The organism is Hymenobacter crusticola (assembly GCF_002154225.1).
Lineage (GTDB): Bacteria > Bacteroidota > Bacteroidia > Cytophagales > Hymenobacteraceae > Hymenobacter > Hymenobacter crusticola.
The window spans coordinates 1-21862 of record NZ_MTSE01000001.1 but is presented as its reverse complement, the minus strand read 5'-3'; the positions used below and the strand labels follow the sequence as shown (position 1 = coordinate 21862).

General features: G+C 51.7%; 12 protein-coding genes. 3 read left to right on the top strand and 9 right to left on the bottom strand.

Annotated elements, in window-relative coordinates; all coding sequences use genetic code 11:
* Positions 1-52 precede the first annotated feature (52 nt).
* Positions 53-2812, bottom strand: a complete 2760-nt coding sequence (locus BXP70_RS00060) for a T9SS type A sorting domain-containing protein (protein WP_086591979.1) — start codon at positions 2810-2812, stop codon at positions 53-55.
* Positions 2813-3560: 748 nt separating this feature from the next.
* On the opposite strand from BXP70_RS00060, the gene BXP70_RS00055 reads away from it, so the two are divergent.
* Entirely contained in the window at positions 3561-4565 is a 1005-nt protein-coding gene (locus tag BXP70_RS00055; RefSeq protein ID WP_086591978.1) for an AAA family ATPase, read from the top strand.
* A 43-nt stretch (positions 4566-4608) separates the two neighbouring features.
* Here the strand turns inward: BXP70_RS00055 and BXP70_RS00050 are convergent, their stop codons facing one another.
* Positions 4609-5901, bottom strand: coding sequence for a lipopolysaccharide biosynthesis protein (locus BXP70_RS00050; RefSeq protein ID WP_179197530.1), 1293 nt, complete (start codon positions 5899-5901; stop codon positions 4609-4611).
* Positions 5858-7081 carry a glycosyltransferase gene (locus BXP70_RS00045; protein ID WP_086591976.1) on the bottom strand — a complete coding sequence of 408 codons (1224 nt, stop codon included), beginning with the start codon at positions 7079-7081 and terminating at the stop codon, positions 5858-5860. Before BXP70_RS00045 ends, BXP70_RS00050 begins: the two co-directional genes overlap by 44 nt.
* A gap of 435 nt (positions 7082-7516) precedes the next feature.
* Here BXP70_RS00045 and BXP70_RS00040 point away from each other — a divergent pair, with 435 nt between their 5' ends.
* Both BXP70_RS00040 and BXP70_RS00035 read left to right on the top strand, forming a co-directional pair.
* Entirely contained in the window at positions 7517-8410 is an 894-nt protein-coding gene (locus BXP70_RS00040; protein ID WP_086591975.1) for a YicC/YloC family endoribonuclease, read from the top strand.
* 314 nt (positions 8411-8724) lie between these two features.
* Complete coding sequence (locus tag BXP70_RS00035; protein ID WP_086591974.1) at positions 8725-9270, top strand: hypothetical protein; 546 nt, start codon at positions 8725-8727, stop codon at positions 9268-9270.
* Positions 9271-9409: 139 nt separating this feature from the next.
* Here BXP70_RS00035 and BXP70_RS00030 read toward each other — a convergent pair whose 3' ends face one another.
* The 6 genes from BXP70_RS00030 to BXP70_RS00005 form a co-directional block, all read right to left on the bottom strand.
* Complete coding sequence (locus BXP70_RS00030) at positions 9410-10699, bottom strand: M28 family metallopeptidase (protein WP_086591973.1); 1290 nt, start codon at positions 10697-10699, stop codon at positions 9410-9412.
* Positions 10700-10722: 23 nt separating this feature from the next.
* Positions 10723-11127, bottom strand: coding sequence for a VanZ family protein (locus BXP70_RS00025; protein ID WP_086591972.1), 405 nt, complete (start codon positions 11125-11127; stop codon positions 10723-10725).
* Between the two features lie 12 nt (positions 11128-11139).
* Positions 11140-11520, bottom strand: coding sequence for a glycine cleavage system protein GcvH (gcvH, locus tag BXP70_RS00020; protein WP_086591971.1), 381 nt, complete (start codon positions 11518-11520; stop codon positions 11140-11142).
* A gap of 138 nt (positions 11521-11658) precedes the next feature.
* Positions 11659-19254, bottom strand: coding sequence for a T9SS outer membrane translocon Sov/SprA (sov, locus tag BXP70_RS00015; protein ID WP_245849386.1), 7596 nt, complete (start codon positions 19252-19254; stop codon positions 11659-11661).
* A gap of 33 nt (positions 19255-19287) precedes the next feature.
* A complete protein-coding gene (ruvA, locus tag BXP70_RS00010; protein ID WP_086591970.1) occupies positions 19288-19893 on the bottom strand; it encodes a Holliday junction branch migration protein RuvA in 606 nt (201 codons plus the stop codon).
* A gap of 214 nt (positions 19894-20107) precedes the next feature.
* Positions 20108-21862 (bottom strand): phosphate acyltransferase (locus BXP70_RS00005; protein WP_086591969.1); only part of this gene is annotated, 1755 nt, incomplete at its 5' end.

Sequence of the window (21862 nt, the reverse complement as noted above, 5' to 3'; positions counted from 1 at the left end):
TAGTAATCAGTAGTATAGTAACAAATATCTTTTAGTTTAAGAAGTAGCTAGACTATTCAATAACTACTTTCTGGGCGTGTTGCTGGCCATCGGCGGTGCGTAGGATCAGCTGGTAAAGGCCCTGGGCTAGGCGGGAAGCTTGTACTGGTACTTGGTTAGTGCCGGTGCGCAAGGCTACCTGCTGCTGCTGCACCTGACGACCTAGACCATCGGTGAGGGTAAGCACAGCGTTTTGGGCGGTGCTGGCTGAGTACTCTAGCGTGAAATCACCTTGCGTTGGGTTTGGATATACAGTCATTGCAGCCTTGGTAGCGTTGGCGGTGGCCGAAGCTAGCACGGCAGTGCCGGCGCAGTTTTGGGTAGTAGCTACCGAGCCGCGGTTCACTCTGTTGAAGCGCTCGTCGCGCATCAAGTTGCGTGAGTTCACCATGTTCATGTTGCACACCAGCGTGTTATACGAGCCTGAGTTCAGGTGCACCGCATTGTCGCAGTTAATGGCGGTGTTGTTCTGAAAGATGGTGCCGAGTACAGCCGGGATGCCTTCGTCCACGTATTCTTCTGTCCAGGGGTGAAACTCTAGGTAGTTGAGGTAGCCTTCTGGAAAGTGGGCGTCTACAATCGCCGGAATGTTGGGTTTACCAGCCGTGAGTTTGTTGTTGCGCACTTCCAAGTTCACAACGGAGGTGCCGAAGGTTTGGGCCTGAATGTGCTGCACTGTGTGTACCCCGATGAATACCCCGTTGGAGCCATCTAGGTTTGCCACGTCGTTGCCAATGATTTGGTTGTTGTACATGGGCAGGAATTCCTGCGGAACACCAGCACTGGAGTTATCCATCTGCCAGGGCGTCAGGTCGATGGAACCACTGTTGATTAGCTTGTTATCCACCACGGCTACTTCCAAGGAGGCGTTCTGGTAAAGCGTCACACCGCGGCGGTTGCCTTCCATCGTGTTGTTCTTGATCAGCCAGTTGCGCGAGCCCCAGTTGAAGATGGCATAGTGGCTGCCGGCACCCGGTATCACATCCCACGGCCGATTGATGGTGAGCGTGTTGCCGCTACGGCTTGTGATGGTGCGGAACTGACCCATGCCTTTACCGCTCACAATGGCTACAACTGGCTTCAACGTTACTGCGCCCCAGTTGCGGTTGTTATCCCGCAGCGTCGTGGCGGTAGCAACGCTTACGGTACCAGCATCTTCGTCGATGCGCTGACCGTGGCCGCCGCCACCCTCCGCAATGATGGTTTCTCCGTCGTTGGAGTTCTGGGCTGGGCCGTTGATTACTTTAAATAAGCTGTTGGTTACTGCTACGTTCTCGGCAAAGTTGAGTACTAGAACGTGGTTCGTAATGTTGGTGGGGTAGCGGGCGCTACCATCCCGGTACACGCGGTTGTTTTCAAAAACGCCGTCGTGGGCGCTATTCAGGTTGATGCCATCTACTGCGTAGGTTACGTCGTTGTTCGCAAAGATGAAGTTAGTGCACCCGTTCAACTGAAGCGGACCATGGAAACCGGATTCGCTGTCGATTCCTTGAATAAACTCGGAGTTCGTAATCGATACTTTATTGGAGTTAGCCCACCAGAGCCAGTCGCCGCGGTCCATGTTAAAACGAACGCGCTGCATAAATACTTCCGTGCCGCGGCCAGTCCAGTTCTGTACCCACTTACCTGATTCGTTTACGTTGACCATGCTTAAGTCGGCAAGGCCCGATTGCTGGGTTTCATTCCAGATGATACCCCACTTGTCTGGGGCGGGCGCGCCGTAGCCGAACTTGATAGTGGTCTGGTCTTTTCCGTCGCCTTTGAGCACAACCCGGTTTTGCATGTAGATGCACAAGCCCCAGCCTGGTGCTAGCTTATAGGTGCCAGCGGGCAAGTACACTACGCCACCACCAGCGGCGCCTGCCTTGTCGATAGCCTCCTGAATTGCTTCATGGTCGCTGACTTGGCCGTTGCCTGTGGCGTGTTTGCTGAGGCGAGGATCAGTTTTTACGTTGTACACGTTGCCGTAGTAGTTGAGCTTAGCAGCCCACGGCACACCAAGGTTGAAGTAGTCAGTACCGCCGTTGATGGCCGTTATGGTCTGCTCTAGCTTCGTTTCGCCGGCGTTGCCGCCACGACCGTTGGTGACGAACACATCGTAGCGGGTACCTGGTTGGAGGGAGCTAGGTACCGTCATTTTGAGCGTATATGCGTCGCTCTGGCTGGCATTTATGGTAGCAGTGCCGCTGCCTGCGCCGCCATTTTGCGCTACGAAGCGCACTTGAGGAGTGCTACCAGGTAGCATCAGGTTACGGCCGAAGATGCGCAAAGGACCGCCAGCTACCACTTCGGGTGAGTCGAAGTGCATCCCGCGCGCTTGGTTGATGTAGACGCTGGAGCTGCGTTGGCCGTTCTCTTCTACCCACACTTGGTAAACGTCTTGGCTTACGTTCATGGGAATAGACACGGTGGTTTGACCGGCACTTTGAATGAGCGCAGGCATGGGCATGCGGCCAGTAGAGGTGCCAGGGGCTAGGTACACTTTCGCGGCCGCTCCGAAATTTCCTTGCAGACTAATTGCATCGCCAGGCTGTGCGCTTGGGCTAGCGTTGAAAATAGCCGCTTGTGCTAGAGCTTGCTGATGTACACCCGCGCTGCCGAGCAACGCCGAGAGTACGAAAGCGGATTTGAAATTGCGACTAACCAACCCTGTTTGACGTGGGGCCGTTACGTAAGCAGGCTCGAGCGTAGGAACCAGCTTTTGCGAAACACGCTTAAAGAACTTAGATAAGGTAGAAGATTGGAAAAGCGCAAATTCGTACTTGTCTCTCATAGAACTCGGTTTGGATATAGCATGGGTGCCTTGCGAAGCAAGCAGGACTATCGAGCGGAGAGAGTAGTTGAACAAAATCCAGAATAGGCCTATTGAGAGGCTAGCAATTAGCTGACCAGATTATCAATAAATTTAAAAACATAACTTCCTGATCATCCGCTCCGTATAATGTGATTGCATGCAGGAAGACGGATGGTTGGATTACATAATTAAATTGCATTTACCTAAAAATCAGGTAAATATAAATACATAGTAAAAACTATATAATTATAATTATTATATCTTAGGCCAGGATAATACAGACTATTAATGATTGAAAATTTATTGTTATAATTATATAACTTACTTAGAAATGACAAACATATTTTATTAACCTAATTTTAACTATCGTAGCTATATCATTAGTTGTGTCTGAGGAATATAGCTATACGATGAAGATTTATGCGGCGTAAATAGAGGATGATGAATTAAGGGAAAAGTGCTGTAAATGCTGGCGGTACATTATAGGTAATGTCGTGAGAGCAGGCAGATAAATGCTTGATCTGAAATACTATATCGTAATAACGGAGGAAAGGCACCTAGCCTACGAAGACAGTACATTGGCTACGTTTCTCTTATATGGCATCTGAAAGCTGGAGCATGGCTGAGGAAACTAGCAATTGCCACAATGACGTCCGATGTTAAGTGACAGCAAAAGCTACCCTTACCGTATCTTTACTTTTACGGTCATCCATTCTGCTCTCAGCTTATGTCACTATCCTTGTCTGCATCAGGGCAGCCTGCCGCACTACAGCCTGAAGACTACCAACAAAAGATTAAACAAGTATTTGCCGAAGTAGGCAAAGTTGTAGTTGGTCAGCAGTACATGGTGAACCGGCTTCTGATCGGGTTATTTACGGGCGGACACATCTTGCTGGAAGGAGTGCCGGGTCTAGCTAAGACGTTGACTATTAGTACACTTTCGAAAGTGCTGTACTTGCCTTTTCAACGCGTGCAGTTCACCCCCGACCTGCTGCCTTCCGACTTGGTGGGCACTATGATCTACAACCAGAACCAGTCGGTTTTTGAGGTGAAAAAGGGCCCGATTTTCTCAAATTTAGTATTGGCGGACGAAGTCAATCGCTCGCCTGCCAAGGTACAGAGTGCACTGCTCGAGGCCATGCAGGAGAAACAGGTAACAATCGGTGAAACAACGTATCCGCTGGATTTACCCTTTCTAGTGCTCGCCACGCAAAATCCGGTCGAGCAGGAAGGTACTTATCCTTTGCCCGAGGCGCAGGTCGACCGTTTTATGATGAAAATCTACGTCGACTACCTGAAGAAAGCCGATGAGCTGGAAGTGATGCGCCGCATGGCCAACCTCAGCTACGTGGGCGACGTGAGCCCCGTCCTGACGAAGGAAGATATCTTCGGTATTCGCAGCCTCATCAACCAAGTTCAGATTTCGGAGACCCTAGAGAAGTACATTATCGAACTGGTATTTGCCACCCGCAAACCCGCCGACTACGATCTGGCGGAGTATGCCCAATACGTACAATTTGGTGTGAGCCCACGGGCCAGCATTGCCTTGCACCGAGCTGCTAAAGCCGTGGCTTTTTTTGATGAGCGTGACTACGTGTTGCCAGAAGACATCAAAGAAGTAGCGAAGGATGTGCTCAATCACCGCATCTTACTTAACTACGAAGCCGAAGCTGATGGCGTCCGGACCGCCGACCTGATTGAAGCCATCTTGCGCAAAGTACCAATTAGCTAAGCACGCAAAAGCACGTGAGTAGTATAGGACGGCGGGGGCCAGTCTATTGAGTTACTCTTTGTAAATCGGTGCGGTTAGGTAATAGCGCTTCTACTCCCGTACCTGTGGCGTGGCCGAATGCACGGAGTAAGTACGCCATAGAAGCTAGGTAAGACAAGGAGCTAGCCAGTGCTGCGCCCTGAATGCCTAGCTTTGGAATAAGGAGCCAGCAGGCAGGAACCGTTACCGCTAGCCCAAGCGCCGTTGAGATATTATTAGTACGGTACTGGCCTAGCCCGCTGAAATAGGTGCTACACATTATATTACTAGCAATGGCCAGTACGCCGGGCGCCAGTAGGATAATAACTGAGCGGGCTGCTCCAAACTCGGGCCCGAACACTGCCATGAACACAGAAGCAGGCAAGAGACTCAGCGTGAGAACCCCGGCACCGGTGGCGAGTAGCGAGAGCCGGGCCACGCCTAGGGCCGGCGCCACTTGTGCCTGCTTATCCGTTGCATGCACCAGATCAACGTACTGCACCAGGGCGGTGCTGCGCGGAATGAGCCACACCGCTTCGGCCAGTGCCACCCCCACCGACAGAACGCCTACGGCATGCGCATCAACGTAATGCGCCACGAAGTAGTAACTCAGGCGATAATTGGCGAAGGCAAGAATATTAGACAAGTGGGCTCCCCGACCATTTTGTGCTAGCTCGCGGGTCGTTTCGCGTAAGCCCTGGCCTCCAGCCCATCGGTCAGGCAACCGAGATAGGGCAATGAAGCTCAGCAGCAAAGGGATGCCGTAGGCAACGTATGTTGCGTAGTAATAAACGGGTACTTCGCGCCAAGCCAGGCCCGCAAAAGCGAGTAGTAGACAGCCCGCTAACAGAGTAACCTGCAGAACGGTGAGAAAATTATAGGTCGTTTCCCGCTTACGGCCCAAAAGCAGCAGGGTATTAATTGTGAAAAAAGCCTGTAACAATGAAAGCGCGCCCAAATGACCTAGGTATGTGATAGGTACTGGCCGCAGCAGTCCCACCGCAAGTGTGCCAGCAATGCAAACTACCACGGCCCACACATACGCTGGCGGCAGCAGATGCCAAATGCTACGCTTTGGCGACAAGTAGATCAGGGATGAACCGCCAACTAAGCCCGTAAACAAAAGGAGCGCCGCGCAGTCAGTAGTGAACAGGCTTACGGCGCCCCGTCCGCTAGCACCTAGGTAGCGCGCCGTAAACCAAACAATAGCGAAGCTGAGAAGTGCTGTTGCAAACCGAGTAGCAAAGTTTTGTAGAATACGGCGCACCATGCTACTAAGCAGAAACGGGAGTGGGGGCGCCGTGCAGTACAACGGCATAAAGGCGGGCGAACGAGCGCCCCACTGCTGCATTGCTGAACTTAGCAACGGCCGTACGGTGCATCTGTTGCGAGTTAAAACGCTCCGGATAACTTAACACTTGTTCTAGGGCAAGCTGCAAAGCTACTTCGTCGCCGGGCGAAACGAGCAGCCCGCGCGAACCATCGGTGGGGAGTAACTCGGGCACGCCCCCAACGTGGGAAGCCACTGCAGGCAGCCCCGTAGCTTGTGCCTCAATGAGCACGCACGGTAAATTCTCGTAATTGCTAAACAAAACAAGGCAGTTAGCGCGGCGCATTTCGGCGGCAATAGCTGACTGAGGCAGTTTGCCCAGAAAAAAAACGGATCGGTTGAGCAGACCTAGCTCCGCCGCTAGCTGTTTTACGGCTGCCTCCTGGGGCCCGTAGCCCGCAATACGCAACGTGAGATCAGGCCGTTTTGCTACTAGCCGCGCTGTTGTGCGCAGAATGCCACTTAGGTTTTTGGCGCGCTCATTAAAAGCGGCCACATGCAGTAGTCTACTGCCACCCAGTGTTCTTACTTCTTCTCGCAGCGATGACGACTCAGGAAGATGAAACAAGGAAGTATCAACCACATTCGGAATAACAACCGAGTGTGCATTAGTAATACCTAAGTTAGCCAACGCTTGGCGGAGGTTGTCCGAAACGGTATGCAGCGCTGCGGCTTGTGCTACTACGCGCCGCGTTAGCCAGCGCCGCAGGCGACCAATTCGGTGCGCATTAGCCGGCAAATACAAGGTCCAATGTTCTGTTACTATATAAGGAGTACGACCCCATACCCGCAACCACCACGCAAAGAGTCCTGTGCGCAGGAGCACGTGTACATGAATCAGGTGCGGCCGTGCTCCCCAATGGTGTATTAAGGTGCGGTAGCCTTGCCCAAGGCACCAGAAATAAAGGAATAGCTTGAGCACTTTATCGAGTGGACCTAGCCCCGTTGGCCGCGCCCGGTAATAATACCGCACAGTTGGCAGGGAGGCACTAAGATCAGCATCGCAAGCAACCCAACTTGCAAGGGGCCCGCGGGCCACGGTTGCGAACAGAACGGCCACTTGCGCATGGCAAGCAATAGCAGCAACATGCCGGGCTACGAAGTCCCCATCTTGGTCATCGTAGCAGTGCGGGTACCATTTAGGCAGCATCAGCACGCGAGGTTTCATAAGCAAGCACAAGCTACATGTTTTAACCGCACTGCCTAGCTTTCTCTTCTTAAGACTTCTTCACAACCTGCTGCGGATACTACCGAGGCGCTGCAAGAGGCTATTGCCTAACTTTAAAATTCAAGCGTCGTAGTATTTCAGCTGTGCTATGTCGAGCTTACTAAGCTGTTCTGCTTTTCTAATGCGCAGTAGCGGACCTAACTCCCAGCAGCGCTAAGCTGCTGCGAAAACAAGAAAAGTAGCTTTGTCGACGACACGGCATCGCACGAACCAGTTTATTGGTAGTGTCGGTAGCAACGGTGGGAAAGCAATATGCGCCCAAAAGATGTTATAGGCTGGTGCAAGCTTAGCAGTAGCTGGGTGCGCTCACAACACGGGGGCTCACCTCATGTGTTACTAATACCCTAATTTAACTCGCTCCTTAAGCACCAAATCATGCTCCAATCTATGACTGGTTACGGTATCGCTCATCGCGAAACCGATCATTATTCGGCAACAGTCGAAATCAAATCGCTCAACTCTAAAACCCTAGATCTGAGTTTGCGTTTGCCACGATTCCTGCAAGAGCGAGAGCTAGAAATTCGAAATCTGATAAGCAAAAGCTTAATTCGTGGGAAAGTCAACCTAAGCCTCGACTTTGTGCGACCGCGCAGCGCAGTCCGCGCAGCCGTCGGTGTGAATCAGGAATTGTTGTTGGCGACTTACCGCGAGCTTGAAAAAGCCGCTGATCTGGTAAGTGCTTCTAAAGAGCAGCTCTTTGCTTTAGCGATCAGCCTGCCTGGGGTAATACAGACTGGCACGGAAGCTCAGGCTGCCGAAAACGAAGAAGAAATAGCCTGGGATGAGCTATTGCCTTTAGTGCACGAGGCCTTGGACCGCGTGAATCAATTTCGGCAGGATGAAGGGCAGACGCTGACTACCGAGATTCTGAGTTATGTAGAAGCTATTCGCACTCAGCTAACAGAAATAGAACGCCACGATCCAGAAAGGGTTGAGCAAGTGCGGCACCGTCTGCAGCAGCACCTCGCCGACCTGACGACCAACGAACACTTTAATGTGATCCGCTTCGAGCAAGAAGTGCTTTACTATATTGAAAAGCTCGACATCGCGGAGGAGAAAGTTCGGTTAGCTAGCCATCTAAGTTACTTCGCCGAAACGACGCAGCTACCAGAGTCCGCCGGAAAGAAGCTATCGTTCATTGCCCAGGAAATTGGACGTGAAATCAATACCATCGGCTCTAAAGCAAATGACTCGATCATTCAGCATTTAGTGGTTAGCATGAAAGAAGAGTTAGAAAAGATAAAAGAACAGATTAATAACATTTTATAAGTGCGCGGATATGCGAAATATATTTATTGCACTTTATTAATATTATTTTTAATATTATTTATTTTTAATATTTATTCAAGTATAGAATAAAAGCAAGTAAGTATTAGATCGATGAACTTAACTATTAAAAAATACCAGTTGATTATCAGCTATTTGTACAATATATCTGCTTAGTTTAATTTATCACTAAGATTATTTTTGGTACAGTGCTTGTAAGCAGTATTTTTGTACGTAAATTGTGTTATCCAAACAGTGCACCCGCTTTGAATACAAGGCAACCCAAAATGAACGATCATCCTTTTAAGGCTAGTGTTATGAAAAAAGTAATACTCTTTCCGGTCTTGTGCTTAATGCTGTCGTTGATGGCTTTTCGCTCTGAAATTGAGCTTATCAAGAAGCGCGTTCTGAGCGAGCGTGTGGAAATTTTGATCCCTAAAGGATTTGAAGTGATGAGCGAGCAGCAAATGGATTTCAACTACGCCAAGGCAACGAGCCGCCCAAGCGTAATTTACACGAACAGCAACGAAGCGAGCATTGCCTTCTCGTACACCGAAACTTCTGCTGATCAGGATATGATTCAGATGTACGCCGATAACTTTTACAAGACGTACACTAAGCAATACAAAGGCGCAAAGTGGTTCTCTAATGGCGTAAAAGAAATCAACGGCCGCAAAGTTGGTTATCTGGAGCTAATGAAGCCTGAGCTAGGTCACGAAGTATACAATCTAGTTTTCTTCACTGACGTAGAAGACAAGCTGTTGCTTTGCACCTTCACCTGCGCCGATCGCCAGAAGCCTGAATGGGAAACTATTGCTAAGCAAATCATGGGTTCGTTCAGAACAAACGAGCCGCAGCGCTAAGACTACTTAGTAAAAGGAAGCTTAAAGTTCGGCTAGCACTGACGTACGTCAGTGCTAGCCGAACTTTTGTTTTAGCGTGCACAACATCTGATTCTATTTCTTTATTCTGAAATTCAGAAACCACTGCTCGTTCTGAACTTCAACCACCAAGTGTGGCTAGGAAGCTAGTCAGCAAATGGAAAACACCCGTGAAAGCAGTAAGTGGAAGGGTTTCGGCTCGGTCGTATACATCGTGATAGGCAGTAATGCCGCCACGCGTATACAGGAAGAAAGCAGGGACGCCACGTTCTGAAAAGGGGAAATGGTCGGAATTGGCTGCGCGGCCACGGGCCGCTACCTGCGGCACAAAATGGTTCGACTCATTAAGCTGTATAAGACGTTGAAATGCGGGTTCCAGTAGCCGCCCGTTAACTACTGTAATGCCTTCCTCACCGGTGCCGAGTAGATCTAGGTTTACTAAAAAGCGAATACGGGCAAGTGGGAACAACGGGTGCTCGGTGAAGTAGTACGAACCAAGGAGGCCAGCTTCTTCGGCGCCAAAAGCAATGAAAACGATAGAATAAGCTGGTTGATGAGTTGGCTGGGCATAGTAAGCAGCAAGCTCTAGTAACATAGCTGTGCCACTAGCGTTGTCGTTGGCACCAGGAAAGTAGGTGTGTCGCCCCATTTGTCCAAGGTGGTCGTAGTGGGCAGTAACCACTAAGAAGGAATCCGGCTGCGCACGACCACGCACATACCCGATCAGGTTTTGCGTATTATACGAAGACGTTAGCGTAGCATCTACCTTTATCTTAACGGCTGTCTGCTTGCTTGGCCACTTGCTAGCTAACACCTGTAGCCTGATCTGCGAGGCTTGTTCTTGAGCAATGGAAGCAGTTAGCTTGCCACTTACCAGCGTAATACGTGCGCTTGCTTGCTCTAAGTGCTGAGCAAGAAGTGGCTGTTTGACTAGGCGTATGAGGTCTTGTTGGCTCAATACAATGACCTTCCCACGTAATGATTGAGCGAGAAAGCGTTGCTGAACTGCTTCGTCAAAGAAGATCAGCGTATCGAGCGGCATGGGCACTTGGGTGAGTGTGCCGCCGCCAGAGGTTGGTTCTGCAATAAAATCAACACCCGGTTGAAATCGGGTATTCCCGCATTGAAGATAAAGTCTTCCTGGGAAGGTGTTGACCGCTAGCGTAAAAGGCTGGGTGTAGGAAGGAGCAAGTGGTTGTAAGCCTAATGCTTGGAAACGGGTGCGAAGGTAGCGAGCCGCTTGTTGGTCGCCTTGGTGGACATAGCCCCGGCCATGCAAAGCTGGCGCAGTAAGCTCGCGGATTGTCTGCCGGACGCGGGGCATATTTTGACCCTGCATTGGTGTAGCACCGAAGATCAGCAGTGCTAGCCAGGGTAGCGTAGACGGAATGCCAATAGTTAGGGTTCCCATCAGCGGCTAGCTTCGCATACGATTTATTGCCACCAGCGACGCAAAGCCGCCATGCCGAGTAACCCAATGACAGCTCCGATAGAGTCACTGATCAGATCAGACCATTCACCGTGTCGGCCTAGGTTCATTGTCATTTGTAGTATTTCGATGAGCGCGCCAAATGCCACGCAGCCTACCAGTACGAGCGAGAAAACATGTGTGCGCAGGGTAGGGAAGCGGTGCTGACGGCCCGCCGAAAAGCACGTGAGAATGGCCAATAATAGAAAAACCGCCGCGTGCGCAGCCGTATCGAACGACAGCAGTTTCCACTGCGGCGTTACAGGCATTTCATCAGCCGGCGTGAGGGTAAGAACCAAAACAATCACCGCCCACGTCACCGGCAGGGCAGCAAAAGCTCGGCGGGACGTGGGCGGTGCAGTCGTAAGCATTGTCAACAGTTATTAGGCTCCTACAAGCCCGCCATAAGTTTCAGCGGTCAGCAAGGCGTCGAGTTCAGATGGGTCGGCAATGGACATCTTGATCATCCAACCATCACCATAAGGATCTGAGTTTACTGATTCGGGGCTACCATCAAGGTGGCTATTTACTTCTAACACAGTACCGGTGATGGGGCTAAACAGGTCTGAAACAGTTTTCACTGCTTCTACCGTGCCGAACACCTCATTCTGAGCTACTTCCTTGTCTAACGTGTCAATGTCAACGTACACGATGTCACCTAGCTCCTTCTGAGCGTGGTCGGTGATGCCGATGTAGGCAACGTCACCTTCCACACGGATCCATTCGTGCTCTTTCGTGTATTTCAGATCGGTAGGCAGATTCATGATCAAATTAAATTAAGAAGTAGGACAGAAGGCCGCAGAGCGCCCGCGCCTCAAAAGTAAAACGAGGAACTGAGTAGCGGAGCAACTAAGCTAAATTTATTGAAGATCTTGGCTTAGTCACGCCGCTACTGCGTGCCTCTATTGCGATAAACTGTAGCGCAACTGGATACCGCCTTCGGTTGCTGTGTTCTTGAATGAGTTGCTCACCCTGGGTTCCGATACCGTGCGCGTAAAGTAAAACTGCAAGTTCAGGCGTTGATTGAGCGTATAGTCAATTGTGGGGCGAAGCTGTACCTGCCGGTTACCGTTGGTGGTCTGGCTCACGGCTCGGCCAGTGCTGGCTTCAACTCCAGTAGCAGCAGCCTCATCAGGATTCACCACATCTTCGATAGACCGCTGGATGGTGGTATTATCGCGAATAGCTAGGTCCAGGCGGGCATTTAGCTCATTGCGCAGCACTCGTTGCTCCCCATTAACCTTGAAAGGCAGTTTGAGGCGGTTAGTTACGAAGCCAAGGCCAATGACCATTTCTGTAGTGTAGAGCTCCGTCACCTGGGCGTTGGTCGTGTTCAAGCCAATGTTGCGTGCGGTACGGTACTCCACACGTCCTGTTAGTTTGTCCACTGTTGTGAAGTTCAGGCCGATAAGTGGCGCTAGCTGCTCCGAAATTGTCACCTGACCGAGTACATAATAGGGAATAAACTGACCGCTGAGGTTAGTGATATCACCTGTGTACCCGCCATTGTTGTTTAATACATTGAAGCTATTTAACTCATAAGCGTACTGCGTAGCAGTGGTGTAGCTCGTGATGTTGTAAGCTGAAGAGTAGGCATGGTTAAGCGTAATCGTTCGGAAGTAGCGCTTGATAAAGGGTATCTCCGCTAAGCCATTGTAGTCGATGCGCCAGTTAGGCAATGGGAGAGTCACAAACGGCTGGAAGCGCTTGGCTTTATAGCCGTTCGACGACTTGCCTTTATAAGCATCCAGGAAGGCCGGAATGAGCACATCCTGCGAGTTATAGCCATACGTGCCGATCTTACGCTCAAGGTCACCAGTTTTAGGGTTGCGCACCTCTACACCGCCATTTTCCTGCGCTACCGGGTTAGCCGTAGTCAGCCGATCCCGCACTGTACCTCGGTTAGCAATAAACCTATTGAAGGCTTTGGAGATGTTGCCATTAGCACTTCGGTCGCCAAACAGCGTTTGAATGGTGATAATAGAAGTGCTAAAGGAACCATTGCCAAGAGCTTGCGATTGTTGAATCCTTCTATCGCTGTAAGGCAGCAATGTCGTTGTGTCGACCTCTAAACGGTAATACCGCTCCCGGTTGCGGGCTAGCTGCCGACGTGCGTCAATCTGGATGTTGAAGTCGCGGAAGGGTTCCAATGCGGTGCGTAACGTGAGATTTTCAGTAAGTAGCGAACTGAGCGGCGTGTTCAATAGGTCGCTGCGCTGTGTGTACCAACCATTGCGTTCAGCGCGTTGGTACAAGCTGTTCAAGTCGTACTGTTGACCCAGGATGAAGGGTACGCCCGGAGCATCCCAGTCGCTGTTAAGCCCGAAGAAGCGGGTGCCAGGTAGGTAACCGGGCAGCAGTGTGCCGTTGCTACGAGCGTAAGTGAAATTGATGGAGCGTGCCGTCATCAGGGAGCGAAGCACGGCTTTTAGCACGCGTAGCTGCGGCCCTTTGGTCGTGTCTTTTACCACGGGCTCTTTGTTGGCGCCTGCCAACGTGCGTGGCGTGGCTGCCCGATCCTGACCAGGATTGTTTGCGGTCCGGCCCGGCGCGGGGGCGTTATTGATGATGTTGAGGAAACGTACTTTGTTGTAGAGCTTCACCAAATCAATCTTGCCGTTGGCACTCAATTCCCCGTTGTTCTGAATCGTGTTACCTAGGTTCAGGCGGGTGGTGGTGGTGTCTTCTAGGCTGATCGGGTTGACCGGGGCACGCAAAGCAGTGGAGGCCGCTTGCCAGCTATAGTTGACCTGGTAACGGATGTCCGACGATATCCAGTCAGTGAGCGGAAACTTGTCTAATGGCAGCCGGTAAGTGGCAGCAATCGTCTGGTTGAAGTTGGTGTTGCGGCCACCGCGGCGGAACAAGTTGTCGCGCAGTTGCTGGCGATTCTGCTGGGAGATGGGGTCGTTGCCGAGCGTTGGGCCCACGCCCTCATCCACCACTCCACGGTTGGTGGCCGTGTAGTCTAGTATCAGGCTCTTGGTCAGATCCCACTTCAAGTCGTAGATGCGATTAATAAAGAAGCTCTTCTGATACACACCGGCAATACCAGCAGTCGTAGGTAGCTGGCCTACTTCCAACACCCGTTGCAGTAGCAGTTCGTTGTAGCGACGATCAAGGTCGGCACGGAACGAGAAACGGCTTGGTAGGGGCGTGAAATTGATGTCCTGAAAAATCTTTAGGTAAGGATTATCCAACAGCTTGGCCTTGGCAAAGGGTGCGTAGTTTTTGGGCGTAGTCTGATACACGTAGGCCAAGGCACCCGTATACGTCCTGCTGTAATCGCGGTCAGTGTTGATATCGGTGTGCGTACGCTCGGTAATGGCGTAGCTCACAGCTAGGTTTTCGATATCATACGGTTTGACTTTTTTGTCCGGATTAGTGCGCTCTTTATGTACGTTCAGCACGCTAATACTTCGACTGCGGGTCTGCGAAATAACCTCCTTACGGTACGCTGCCCGGTCGGTAGCACTTTCGAATTTTTGCAATGATTGGCTCAGCTTCGTATCTGGGTCGAGCGGATCGTACTGCGGCGCGGCGCTCTCCACGCCTGCTTGCACCAGCACGGGTACGCGCAAACCTAGGCTAGCAGGCAAAAACTTGTCAGCGGCTATGGTGGCGTTCAGGTCACCGCGGGTGATGCTGCTAGTAGTGCGGTCGATGAGCTTTGACTGCAAAGCCCCGAATCCTACTGACGTATAGCTGCCAGTGGCAGTAATATTGGCCACATCAGCTAGCTTGGTATTGAAGCGGGCCGTAGCGGCAAAGCCACCGTTGCGGTCGAAATCATACACGCGAAACTCATCTGCCCAAATGCACAGTGACTTAGGCGTTTTGTCGTCAGCTGGGTTTTGTACCCCGAGCATTACACCTTGCACTGCGCTAAAGTCGGGGTTGCCAAGGATCGTAATTTGAGCTATAACGCCATTCTGCGCCGTAACTGTTTTCACGTAAGGCACCGTATAGGCAATACCTAGGCGGTTGCGTTCTGCCTTCGCATCAATGAAATCCTGAAAGCTGATCTGTACTTCGTTTGCCGTGGGCCAGATCTCCGCAGCAGTGCTCCCAGAACGGGTGACTTGCAATGGAATTGAGTACTCGTAGTAATTCTGCGTATAGTCAGTTCCGATGCGAACAAAGCCTCTTACTTCGCCGTCCTTTAAGTTTGGATCTTCGCTTTCGGCGTGCAAGAATAAGCGTAGCTGCTTGTAACGCAGCATATTGATGCTCACATTCTTATAAGAAGCTGCACTGAAGCCATCCTGCAATTCGTCCACGCACATACGTAGCGACTGTTCGTTCTGCTGGCGGCTGGTCGTCGTAGAACCATATTCCCGGTCACGCTGAATATTGGGGGGCGATACGTATGGAATGGCACTGGTACCCTGTACGTTGGCCAAGCCGTTAGTTTCTAGGCTAACTGTCGATATGTTGAAAGCGCCAAATGCCTTGGTAGTATTTACATAGGTTTGACCTGGTTCTCCGATAACAGTCAAGAAACGGCGCCACTGGTTAGCTACGAATTGCATTTGCAGCATACGCAATACGACAGGCTCCTGCCATTGGGTCAAATACATCCGCAGGAAGCGAATAGATTTAAACCCAAACTTGTCTGCGGTACCAGGCCCTTGATACCCCGAGTACTGACGAATAGGAATACGGAATTGGTACCAGTTTACGGGTTCATTCGAGCCATTAGGATTAGGTGCTGTTACTTTATCGACAATGTTGTTCTGGCCTACTTGCAACTGACCAGGGCGGATAGGAATGCGGTACTCGTAGTACTGTTCTGTATCCGAAATAACATTATCACGATTTAGGTCTTCCTTGTCAGGGTAGGCAGTAGAGCTCTGTTGGCTATTCTCTACTGAGTTACCCTCCAAGCCATTATACTGCTTATAACGACCTAAAATCTGTGTATTGTTCGTGTTGTAAAATGCATCCAAGTGGTGGCGGAAATTGTCACCTGATGGGTCGTCAAATTGGCTATAGGCGCCTTTGAAGAACTCTTTCTCGGCGTCGTTATTCAAGCCGTCCAGCCCAATGTCTTGTCTAGCGCGACCACCTGGTGCAGTACTGAATGCGTCAGTTAGAAATTGTTGGCGCGTAACAACACCCCAATCAGTAGATTGAACAACATCATTCCGGTTAGCCTCCGTGCCATCAGGCAAGCCATTCTCAAATTCGTGTTGGCCGTTGTCCCGCAGTGCGTCTTCCGAAATAGAGCCTAGGTTGAAATATAGCTCGCCGCCGTTTTTGTTTGGTTCATTGGTGCCATCCGAGTCAATCACGTTGCCGTTTGTGTTGCCAGCAGGAAGGCTAAGACCAATGAACGGGTCCATTAGCCAAAACTCCAGGAACTCTACGTTCGCATTATCGAAGTCAGTGTCAAATGTGATTTCGCGGCTGATGCCACCATAATGGTTTTGCGGAGCATCAGTCAACAACCGTCCGTCATTGCTTACCTGTGGATTGTAATTATAAGGACCCCGCTCCCTTGGGAAGTAAGCTAGGTCCAGCGGATATTCATATCCGTTGCCAGTTGCGCCTACGTCGCGGTTCGGAAACACTTCCGTGCGCAGAATGCCACGGGTATAATGGTTCTTGGTGGCTGAAGATTCAGTAATACCAGCTGGCTTGCTAGGGCCATTTGTGTAGTATGTTTGGTCGATGGTATACCAGGCTAACTTGGCGCGGTTGTAAGCAACGGCAAGGCCAGTAGCGCTGCCTACGAGTGGCGAAGGCGTAGCAGCTAAGCGCCAAGCTGTTGCTACATTGGTGCCACCTAGAGTGTAGGGTGTACTGGCATTCTCGAAGTCATCGATGTACGACACACCATTTTCACCCCGACCTAGCTTGGTTTTACCAGGTACGAACTGCGCAAATTCTCCGCTGAACGCTACCGAAGAAGGTTCTTTGGTCGAGATGAACGGCAATGCATCAAGGTACTTGGTAAGAGCCCGTGACTCGCGCCGTATGTTCAAGTCGAGGCCATACATGGTGTTGTTGCCTGGCTCGTCACCAATGTTAACGCGGTTAATGCCCGGCGCTTGATTTTCGGTCAGGTGTAGTACCGTCGCACCGAAGTTTACATCTTGGTTAAGGCGGTAATCGAGGCGGGCGCCGAGCAGCTTGCGCGGCTGCACCTGCACCACAGCATTTTTCTCAAAAGTAATGTTCAGCGCATTAGCGGAGTTCAGGTAGCTAGGGTTAAGGATCTTAACCTTCGCTTGATCATAAAACACCTGGTAGTCGACGCCTTCCTGCAACAGCGTGCTGCCTGACATCACCCGCACCGATCCTTGAGCGACGCCAATGCCGGGTAGGTTGATTTCGTCAGTAGAGGTCGCCTGGAAGCGGCCTCGCAGCACGAATTTGTCTTTCACCTGCACTTGCTGCGCGTCACTTTGTATTTGATTATATAGCTCCGAGTAAACGTATTTGCCTATTAGAGCCCGTTCCGCGGCGGCGTTGGCACCTGTAGTGTCAAACTGTGCCCGCAAGTAACTACCAAATGGCTGTACGTTGGGGAAGATGATGCGACCTAGCTCCGGATCGATGGTGATACCAGGCAGAAAGTCAAAATTGCCGTCAGCGTTGCGGTCGTTATTAGGGTTTACGTTGTCGAGATTGAGAACCTGAACAAGGGGAATATTTGCAATTCGCTCTCCTTCCTTCAGCGAAATCAGGTCAACGCCTGTCTGGTCATCCTTGTAAACGATGTTGAGGCGGAAGTTATCTCGGTTGAGCTGGTTGGCGTTCAGCGAATAAATGTTCTTCATCAACAGGTCCCACGTCGGTAGGTTGCCAGTTGCCAAGTTGGGATTTTGCTGAAGCGAAGCCACTGCTGGCGATGAACTACGGTCGACCAAGCCTACGCCAGGCTTCGTGGCTTTCAGCATCTTTAGGAAGATTACCTCATCCTGACCCACATTGGCATAGTCGTCGGTGAGTTCTCCTACTTTATAGGTCTGGCCGTTGTAGAGGTATTCAAAGGATACCCCCAGTACCTGCTCGGGCAGCAACTGCGTATTCAGCGAGAGGTATCCGAGCTGGGCATTAAAGGTGTATTCGTTGGAGGCTAGCTTCCGAGCCCGTACCCGTTCAAAGTCAATGCTTTTTGTGAGCTGCAAATCAGCAGTAGTTTGCAGGTACGTATCCACCGAGAGGTTGCTACGCGTTGCACCAGAGCGTGTAACGCGCGAGAACTCAAGGTTAGCGTTGTTGGAAGTGGCTGTGCTGGCTGAAGTGCCTCCACCTTTCAGGAATTGCGCCCGGTATACTTTACTGGGCTCCGCTAAGTCCATGAGCGTAACGACGTTGCGCAGGTTATCTGTGGTGCGGTTGTCGTTCGTGACGTACACCTCCAAGCGTCGAATCTCGATGCCACTCTGCACCGTGGGCAAGTTGCGCAACGTCGCGTCGTACCGATCGCGGAAGAACTGCGACAGGAAGAAGTGGCGGTTGTTTTCGTAGGCACTGGCCTTCACCTCAAACGTGCGGCTCTGCGCGCCGTTCTGCACCGTCACAGCATCGGCTTGGCCACGTAGTGTAGAAGCTACCGTTGTGACAGCAAGGCGACCAAATTGCAGCTGAGCTTTAGCACCGAACAGGTTCTGTCCGCCTTGAATGAGGGAGTTAGTGAGCGGCAAGCTAACGTTGCCTAGCTCAATTTTGCGAATAATGTCGGTGTCGAAGCCCGTATAGTCGAGCTTCATGTTGTTCTCAAAATCGAAGGCGGCCTTCGTATCGTAATTGAACGTGACCCGCAACTTCTCCCCGATCTGACCGGTGAGGTTAAGGTTCATGTTCTGGTCGTACTGGAAATCGCCTACTTTCTGCTGGCGCAAAGTCAGCGTAGGATTGTAGTTGCGGTTGAAGCGGGCACCCATGCGCAGCGTCACCGAGCCTTGCGGCCGAATATCCACGTAGCTGCCGCCAAAGATCCGGTCGGCCATGGGACCTAGGTAGATCTTCGGAATCAGACGTTTAGCCGTCGCAGGGCTCTGGGTTTCGCCCGTCACGCCACCTTCCGATTTTTCACGGAAGTATTGGCGGATAGCCTGTTGCTGCTGCCACTGCGCATACTCCTGCGCCGACATCAGGCTAGGGTTGCGGTAATCGATTTCTGAACCTATTTTCTCCCGAATGTCGTAGTACTGTAAACTGTCGTCGGGAGTCACCTCCATCTTCACGTTGGAAGGTAGGGGCAGAATCAGGGGCGAGCGGCGACGTTGGGGCGAAAAGGGCGTACCGATCCGATCCTGTGGCCCTACTTTGGGCCGACGGCTCGGACGGTAGCGACTAGTGTCGCCGGGCGCAGTGCGAGGGGTATCAGACGCCAGTGCCAGTCGGTTGGTTGTTTTGGGGAGCCAGGCCCATAATTGGCGCAACGCAAACGGGTTATTTCCCGTAGGTGCAGCCTGGGACCACCACGCAGCCAGCAACGACACAACAACAACTGGGACGGCGAGAGACTTCTTACCGGTATTCAAGAGCTAAGAAACGGGCGGTAGCCGGGTAGATTTCTAATTAGATTTCAGCGCAAATTTGATGAGGGCCTCCACGCTCAAGTCATTGCCGTGGCGGCTTTGGATAGTGTCTAAGGTTTTCTCGGCCGCAGCGCGCGCAAACCCTAGGGTAACTAAAGCGGCTAACGCTTCGGCGCGGTTGGTATTGTGCGCGCGGGCCAGTGGCACCGTGTCGACCCCAGCTTTAGCTAATAATTCATCTTTTCGTAATCGGTCTCGTAGTTCCAGGATCACGCGTTGAGCGGTTTTTGGTCCAACGCCCTTAATGCTCTGAATAGCACGCACATCTTCCTGCACGATGGCTTGCCGAATTTCGCCTACTGACATCGACGAAACCATCACAATGCCTGTGCCTGGCCCAATGCCCGACACTGAAATCAGGAGCATAAATAAGGCACGTTCGTTGGGATCTAAAAACCCATATAGTGTGTGGGCGTCTTCCTTGATGTGTTGGTACGTATAGAGTTTAACGCGCTCGTCCTCAGCAGGAAGCTTGGAGTAAGTAGCCAGCGAAATTTTGATTTCGTAGCCGATGCCGTTGACGTCTAGTATGGCCTGCGCGGGATCTTTGTAAGCCAGTTTGCCGTCGATATATGCAATCATAGAGGGGATTTCAGAAGCTGTATAAGCGGTTAACTCAGCTGCGCCAGACGAGCTGCCCTGGCTGAGTTCATCAACACTTCATAAAACTAGTGAAATCGGAGTAGCACGCCAAAAAAGCGTCTGTTATAGTTCACCTAGGTTAAATCATAATGGCCGAGTCAGTAACTCAATTGGTTGCTGACCCGGCCATTATGTTATTAGAAAGTAGATTACACTATAGTCCCTTGCCGCCGCGGTGAGCATCAACTACCGCAATGGCCGCCATATTCACGATTTCACGTACAGAAGCACCTAGCTGTAAAATGTGCACAGGTTTGCGCATACCCATCAGCACAGGCCCAATTACTTCGGCGCCGCCAATCTCCTGCAGCACTTTGTAGGCAATGTTGCCCGAAATAACGTTCGGGAAGATAAGCGTATTAGCACCGCCTTTTTGCGCTAGCTCACTGAATGGATATTGCTCCTGCAAAAGTTGTGGATTCAGAGCTGTGTTGGCCTGCATCTCACCATCCAGAATCAAATCGGGGTAGCGCTGCTTGGCTAGCTCCGTGGCGCGACGGGCCTTATCGGGCAGGTCGCCAGGGTTGGAGCCGAAGTTAGAATAGCTCAGTACGGCCACCCTAGGTTCGGCGTCGAAGAAGCGCACGGCCCGGGCTGTCAGACCAATGATATCCACCATCTGCTCAGCCGTGGGGTCGATGTTTACAGTGGTATCGGAGAAAAAGAACGGCCCTTTTTTGTGCTGGATGATGTACATACCCGCTACTCGTTTCACGCCATCTTCTACGCCAATTACTTGCAGCGAGGGCAGAATGGACTTGCCGTAATCTTTGGTCAGACCCGTGATAAAGGCATCTGCTTCGCCAGTTTCTAGCATCATCGAGCCATAGTAGTTCCGTTCGCGCAGCAAGCGGCGCCCTTCGTAGAGCGTGATGCCACGCCGCTGGCGCTTCTGGTAGAGTAACTCGGCATACTCCGCGCGCTTCGCATCTTCCTGCAGAATATCAATGATCTGGCAACCTTCTAAATCGAGGTTGTTGGCTTGAGCAATCTGCCGGATCTTGTCGTGGTTGCCGAGTAAGATCGGGTAAGCGATGTTCTCGTCGCGCAGCGTTTGGGCAGCCTTCAGAATCTTGTAATTGTCGGCCTCGGCAAACACGATCCGCTTGGGGTTGGCTTTGGCGGCCGAGATGATGCGGTTCATCAACTTCTGATTGGCGCCTAGGCGGCCACGTAGCTCATCCTCGTAAGCATTCCAATCGGTGATGGGTAGCCGCGCCACGCCGCTTTCCATGGCGGCTTTCGCCACAGCCGGCGAAATAGTGGTGATCAGGCGTGGGTCGAGCGGTTTAGGAATAAGATACGTGCGGCCGAAAGTAAGTGTGGTGTCACTATAAGCCTGGTTCACCATCTCCGGTACCACGTCCTTGGCCAACTCCGCTAAGGCATGTACGGCGGCTAGCTTCATGGCCTCGTTGATTTCGGTAGCGCGCACGTCGAGGGCTCCTCGGAAGATATAGGGGAAGCCCAGTACGTTGTTGACCTGGTTGGGGTGGTCGGAGCGCCCCGTGGCCATGATGATGTCGTGGCGCGTGGCAATGGCCAGATCGTAGTCAATCTCGGGGTTGGGGTTGGCCAGGGCAAACACAATGGGGTTGGGCGCCATGGTCAGCAGCAGCTCGGCGGGCAGCACATTCGCTGCCGACAGCCCGAGGAACACGTCGGCGCCCTGCATGGCTTCGGCCAGCGTTGTGATAGGGCGCGTGGTGGCAAAGCGCAGCTGCATGTCAGCTAGGTCCGTGCGAGCTGGGGTAATGAGGCCATCCTTGTCGAAGACCACCACGTTTTCCAGTTTCACGCCGAGCTCCAAATACAAGCGCAAGCACGAGACGGCTGCCGCGCCGGCCCCGCTCACGACGAGCTGCACTTGGTCGATGCGCTTACCCACGACTTCCAGCGCGTTGAGCAA